Below are 4,995 nucleotides of genomic sequence, written 5' to 3'. Positions count from 1 at the left end.
AAAAAGGGTCTTTCCCAGATAATCTTGCAAATTGAGGGGCAAAGGTATAAATAGATGTGGCTGCCCCCAGCAATAAGTAGCGAATATGCATACTGTCTCCTTGAGGAGCCAACCCTAGTTTTTGCGCTCTACGGATAACATCCAACTCTTCATCACAAATAGTGCGTAAATAGTTTTCAACAAACCAGTTAAGTCTTTCCGAATCCCCTTGATTGGCCTGGATCAAAAAATGATGAATATCAGGATAGTTAGCACAAAAATTTATAAAATCTTTTAACAGCACTCGTATTTCTTTTAACAGCACTCGTATTAAAGTAGGAGCTTCAGCATCTTGCATGTTTCTGCGCTTCTCAAAATTATGTTCACTGTAAATCTCAAAACATAATTTTGCCGTCGCTTTCCATAATGCTTCTTTAGAACCGAAATGATGGCTAATCAAGGTGTGGTTCACCTCTGCTTTTTTAGCAATGGCGCGCGTTGAAACACCATCAAAACCTGTTGAAGCAAACTCAGAAAGGGCAGCTGATAATATCTTATTTTTAGTTTGTAATGAGCGCTCTTGCTCTGCACGTTTCACGGGGTTCTCTTCTTTTTAAGCTTCTCAACCCTTATACTAACCAACTGTTAAATTATAGAGTGTTAAGTTATATTATTTTTTGTTTTATTGTGTAAGCATTATATATAGTAGCGAATTCATGGCAGTAGATTTAGTTTGTCAAGCATTAAGTATGAGAATAAAAGATCTGGTAGATATTTAATAGTTCAGTCTGATAGAGGGAGTCAATACCGTTGTAATAATTATTATAAGAGAATAAAGAAACATAAGTTTAGAGACTGGGTGCTCAAGCGTGTCAACTTCTTAAAAATTGCCTTTTTTATATTTTTGTGCGTTCTCTTTGATTTCTTTTCTATGTATAAGATAATGAGATTAGGGTTTTAATCTCTGTGTATCACTGAGACAAATATGCCGCATATGACCTATATTAATGAATATCTAGACTGGGTTGAATAATAGTGATCAGATAAAAATCTGCTGCCATTGGTCAGTCGTGTGCGGATATTATAAGGCCGTTTGCTTGGGAAATTGCTAACGCTAGGGTTCGATCTCAACGTTTAGGCACAGTTAGACGCAGTGATTTTGGAGATGGTTAAAACTTCAGAGATTGAAGGTGAGCCATTAAATAACGAGCGAGTACGGTCTTCTGTCGCCCGATATTTAAGGATAGATGGCGTTGGTATGCCAACTGCTAGTCATGAGATTGATACGGTAGTATACATGATGCTAAATGCTATCTATCCCTATCAATACCCATTATTGTTAAACGATTTACTGGGATGGCATAAGGCATTATTTCCTAATGGATATAGTGGACTTTAACGCATTAAATACGGCAGTATTCGTGATGACAGTCAATAACTTACGCAATTATTTTCTTGAGCAAGATGATATATTTGGTCATCAAAGCGAGTATTGCTCATTAAAGGTTTGTGACAATCCATTCATTTGATTATGGAAATAGACGGCTAGCATAAGCAATCATAGAACGAATGCTAGCGCAAGGGACTACGTATGACCCCTTGGATGGGCAATGAGAAGCTAACATTAACCGTTAATGCTTCACGATTATAATCATCAATCACATTGAACAGTCTAAAGGCACGACCATCGTTTAGGGTATCGTGCATAAAGTCCATGCTCCAACTTTGGTTTATCCTTTCAGGTATAGCCAGTGGTACGAGTTTATTGCGCTTGATGCGGCGGCGAGGCTTGATCCTAAGGTTTAATTCAAGCTCGCAGTAGATACGATACACACGCTTATGATTGTATGGCAGTCTTAAGACATTGCGTAGGCTTAAAAAGCACAAACCAAAGCCCTAGTTCTTGTTCTAATTATTCAGCCCTATAAGCAAATGCGCGATCTGTTGGTTCTCATCAGAGGCCACCGACTTGTGGTAGTAGCAAGTGACGCTGATATTAAAGATACGGCAAGCACGGCGTAAGCTAATACCACGGTCTTTAATATAGTGACAAGCCATCTCTTTGCGCCTTTGTGGCGCTACCACTTTTTGACATGGCATCCTGTAGGATGTCTGATTTCAGACACTCGTCAGGATACATCTTCTTTAATCGAGCATTTTCAATCTCAAGCTTTTTTAAGCGACTGATAAGCGCAGCATCCATGCCACCATATTTAGAACGCTAGTTGTAGAACGTGCTTTGAGGCATAAATCAGCGATAGGTACGCCTTGTTCTGCTTGTTTTAAGATGTTGACAATTTGGTTGTCGCTAAAACAGGTCTTTTTCATAGGATTCTCCTACTGATATATTTTAACAGTTAATCTCTATTTTAAAGTGTTCTTATTTATCGGGGGAGGATTACCTATTCAGCTTCTATAAATTCCATTTTCTACAGCGTTAAGGTGTGAGTATATAATCCATAAGCGGCATACAAAGCAGCGATAACGATAATACCTAAAATGATTTTTTCAGCAGTGGTAAATAGCGTGGCTTGCTGCTCTTGACGCGCTTTTATGTAAAAGATTATTCCGGGTAAATAGAGTAATGCCGATAAGACGAAGTATTGAATACCTGCGGCATACAGTAGCCATAAGCTATAAATAACGGCGATAGCTGCCACTATTACATCATTAAAATTACTCTCTGCATGCTCATAACCGACCTTGTTTTTAGCAACCATTAATCCATACCCTGCTGAGAAAAAGTAAGGCAGCAATATCATTGACGTTGCCAAATAGAGTAAGGTGGTATAAGTACCTTCAGAAAAATAAGTGATGATCAAAAACAGTTGTGTCGATGCTGAAGAAAGTAGTAAGGCGTTAACAGGCACGCGTTTAGCATTAGTTTTATGCAAAAAACTGGGCATGGTATGGTCAGCGGCTGCAGAGTATAAGACTTCGGCACAAAACAAAGTCCACGCTAACAAGGCGCCACATACTGATATAATTAAGCCAACGGAAATAAAGGTCGCTCCCCACTTACCTACCACCATTTCTAACAAATAAGCCGTCGACGGGTTTTTTAATACTGCAAGCTCCGGTTGTGCGAGAACACCCATAGATAAGAAGTTAATAAACATCAACAATACTAAGGTGAATAAAAATCCGACCACCGTCGCTTTGCCAACATCCGAGCGTTTTTTAGCCTTTGCAGAAAATAAGCTTGCACCTTCAATACCAATAAATACCCAGACAGTAACCATCATCATATTTTTAACCTGAGCACCAACTGAACCAAGGTTTATACCATCAACAAGCGTTATTGCTCCCCAAAAATCATTTGTAAAAATATCCATTTTAAAGGCGGTGAACATGATGACGATAAATGTTAATAAAGGAATGATTTTAGCAATCGTTACCAGTTGATTAATGAACGTTGCTCCCTCGATACCGCGAGCTAGCATAAAGTATAGTGCCCATAATAATAATGAGGCGGCAGCAACAGCAGCAATGGTGTTACCCTCTCCAAATACGGGAAAAAAGTACCCTAAGGTGGCAAATATCAATACGTAATAACTCACATTGCCAAGCGATGCTACTAGCCAATACCCCCATGCCGAGTTAAAGCCCATATAATTACCAAAGCCAGCTTTAGCATAGGCATAAACACCGCTATCAAGCTCGGGTTTGCGCCGAGACAACATTTGAAACACAAAAGCCAACATCAGCATACCAAAGCCGGTAATTAACCAACCAATCATTGCTGCACCAACGCTGGCTTTTTCTGCAATATTTTGGGGTAACGAAAAAATACCAGCCCCAATCATAGAACCTACCACAAGAGCGGTTAGGGCAGTAAAACTTAGATTTTTTACGCTATTACTACTTTCAATAGCTTGGATTTCTGAATCTGCCACGTAAGCATTCCTTTAGTTAAAACCCTAATACGCATTGCTGTCTTTCTTTGTATAGTTGGTCCTTTTTAAATAAGATACAATCGATTTAAACTTAGATTAGCACATGAAGTGCAATACCAAAGTCGAGGTGAAAAAAAGACCTAGATGCGCTAGCATCAAAGTTGATATTCACCGCCAAAGTGAGATTGCAACCATGAACTATACACATCTAAGCCTAGGTGAACGATATCAGATGTATGCCTTTAAAGGGGCGAAACATAGTATTAAATTTATAGCTGATGCATTAGGCAGAAGTCCCAATACCATATCAAAAGAGCTTAAGCGCAATGAAAGTCTGCACGGTTCCCGGGCTAATTATGCCAACAACAAAGCCCGTACAAGACGATCAAACAACGTTTTCACTATCATCGCTGACGTATGGGATTGGGTGACAGACAAGCTCATATAATACCTTACACAATAAAACAAAGAACCCATATAACTTAACATCTAATACTTGAACAGTTGGTTAGTATAAGGGTTGAGAAGCTTAACATAAATAAGGGAAGCCTGTGAAACGTGCAGAGCAAGAGCGCTCATTACAAACTAAAAATAAGATATTATTAGCAGCCCTTACCGAGTTTGCTTCAACAGGTTTTGATGGTGTTTCAACGCGCGCCATTGCTGCGCGCCATTGCTAAAAAAGCAGAGGTGAACCATACCTTGATTAGCCATCATTTTGGTTCCAAAGAAGCGTTGTGGAAAGCCACGGCAAAATTATGTTTTGAGATTTACAGTGAACACAATTTTGAGAAGCGCAGAAACATGCAAGATGCTGAAGCTCGTACTTTAGTGAAAGTGCTGTTAAAAGATTTTATAAAGTTTTGTGCCAACTACCCCGATATTCATCATTTTTTGATACAGGCTAATCAAGGAGATTCGGAAAGACTTGACTGGTTTGTCGAAAACTATTTACGCACTATTTATGATGAAGAGCTGGATATTATTCGAAGAGCACAAAAACTAGGATTGGCTCCTCAAGGAGACAGTATGCATATTCGCTACTTATTACTGGGTGCAGCCACGTCTATTTATACCTTTGCCCCTCAATTTGCAAGATTATCTGGGAAAGACCCTTTTT

The 4,995-nt window shown here is 39.2% G+C and carries 6 protein-coding genes and 1 pseudogene; 4 read left to right on the top strand and 3 right to left on the bottom strand.

Going from position 1 to position 4,995, the window contains the following annotated elements:
- A partial coding sequence (locus EI162_RS13325; protein WP_192524798.1) for a TetR/AcrR family transcriptional regulator occupies positions 1-577 on the bottom strand: 577 nt, incomplete at its 3' end.
- 567 nt (positions 578-1,144) lie between these two features.
- On the opposite strand from EI162_RS13325, the gene EI162_RS14705 reads away from it, so the two are divergent.
- The gene (locus EI162_RS14705; protein ID WP_263972277.1) at positions 1,145-1,378 is read left to right on the top strand and encodes a DUF4172 domain-containing protein; all 234 of its coding nucleotides are present in this window, start codon (positions 1,145-1,147) and stop codon (positions 1,376-1,378) included.
- 185 nt (positions 1,379-1,563) lie between these two features.
- Here EI162_RS14705 and EI162_RS13315 read toward each other — a convergent pair.
- Both EI162_RS13315 and arcD read right to left on the bottom strand, forming a co-directional pair.
- Positions 1,564-2,307 (bottom strand): annotated as a pseudogene (locus EI162_RS13315) (transposase); the annotation flags it as partial.
- Positions 2,308-2,408: 101 nt separating this feature from the next.
- Entirely contained in the window at positions 2,409-3,875 is a 1,467-nt protein-coding gene (gene arcD / locus EI162_RS13310; protein WP_227675382.1) for an arginine-ornithine antiporter, read from the bottom strand.
- Positions 3,876-4,068: 193 nt separating this feature from the next.
- On the opposite strand from arcD, the gene EI162_RS13305 reads away from it, so the two are divergent.
- The 3 genes from EI162_RS13305 to EI162_RS13300 form a co-directional block, all read left to right on the top strand.
- Positions 4,069-4,323 (top strand): helix-turn-helix domain-containing protein, encoded by a 255-nt coding sequence (locus EI162_RS13305; RefSeq protein WP_192524797.1) that lies wholly within the window; start codon positions 4,069-4,071, stop codon positions 4,321-4,323.
- Between the two features lie 103 nt (positions 4,324-4,426).
- Positions 4,427-4,555 (top strand): TetR family transcriptional regulator, encoded by a 129-nt coding sequence (locus EI162_RS14785; protein WP_263972276.1) that lies wholly within the window; start codon positions 4,427-4,429, stop codon positions 4,553-4,555.
- Positions 4,536-4,995 (top strand): TetR/AcrR family transcriptional regulator (locus EI162_RS13300; RefSeq protein WP_263972275.1); only part of this gene is annotated, 460 nt, incomplete at its 3' end. The genes EI162_RS14785 and EI162_RS13300, both read left to right, overlap by 20 nt.

Origin of the sequence: Psychrobacter sp. FME6 (assembly GCF_014861365.1) — a bacterium.
In the GTDB taxonomy this organism is placed as follows: domain Bacteria; phylum Pseudomonadota; class Gammaproteobacteria; order Pseudomonadales; family Moraxellaceae; genus Psychrobacter.
Note: the sequence above shows the minus strand (reverse complement) of the source record. Positions and strands in the feature narration are given on the sequence as shown.

What these genes read in the sequence shown, in the direction of transcription:
- EI162_RS14705 (WP_263972277.1), top strand. Translation starts at nt 1,145, where the DNA reads ATGGTTAAAACTTCAGAGATTGAAGGTGAGCCATTAAATAACGAGCGA.
- EI162_RS13305 (WP_192524797.1), top strand. Translation starts at nt 4,069, where the DNA reads ATGAACTATACACATCTAAGCCTAGGTGAACGATATCAGATGTATGCC.